This window comes from Photobacterium sp. WH24 (genome assembly GCF_019204055.1).
GTDB lineage: Bacteria > Pseudomonadota > Gammaproteobacteria > Enterobacterales > Vibrionaceae > Photobacterium > Photobacterium arenosum.
The window spans coordinates 1-776 of the sequence record NZ_JAGSOZ010000060.1; the positions used below are offsets into that span (position 1 = coordinate 1).

1 pseudogene is annotated in these 776 nt (G+C 46.4%); it reads left to right on the forward strand.

Annotated elements, in window-relative coordinates:
* Positions 1-758 (forward strand): annotated as a pseudogene (locus KCG43_RS21320) (IS630 family transposase); the annotation flags it as partial.
* Positions 759-776: the final 18 nt, after the last annotated feature.

A 776-nucleotide genomic window follows, 5' to 3' on the forward strand; every position in this document is an offset into this window, starting at 1 on the left:
AGCTCATAACCCGCAAGGCGGTAGACTCACGGGTGCCGATATCCATGCATATATTGTCCATAAGTTTGATAAACACTATCACCCTGATTCCATTTACTATTTGCTCGATCATATGGGATTTTCATGGATAACATCCCGCTCAAAACACCCTAAACAATGCCAAGCAACGCAAGAAGCTTTTAAAAAACTTCCTACTGGAAACGATCCGTAACATCCCGGGCCATATCAGCCTTGAGCAAGTGGATGTCTGGTTCCAGGATGAAGCCAGATTTGGCCAGCAGAATACGACGACACGGCTTTGGGCACCGCGTGGAACACGTCCCAGAGCGGTTCGGCAGCAGCAATTCGATTACGCCTATTTGTTTGGCTCTGTTTGCCCAAGCCGAGGAATCGGTGAAGCGATTGTTGTTCCTTGGGTCAATAAAGAAATCATGATCGAACACCTCAGGCAAATCTCAAGCGTGACAGAAAAAGACCGACATGCCGTCGTGATCATGGATGGTGCGGGATGGCATACTGATGACATCGCGAATCCATTTGAGAATATCAGCATCATCAAACTGCCTCCCTATTCTCCTGAGCTTAACCCGATAGAGCAGGTATGGAGTTGGTTAAGACAACGCTGTTTAGCCAATCAAAGTTTCAGAGATTATGACGATATTGTTGATAAGGTTTGCGCGGCATGGAACCAATTTCTGCAATGCACTCAGCGAGTCAAAAAGATGTGCTCGCGGCAATGGATTGACCTGACCAGTTAATTTTCCAGAATGGTATTA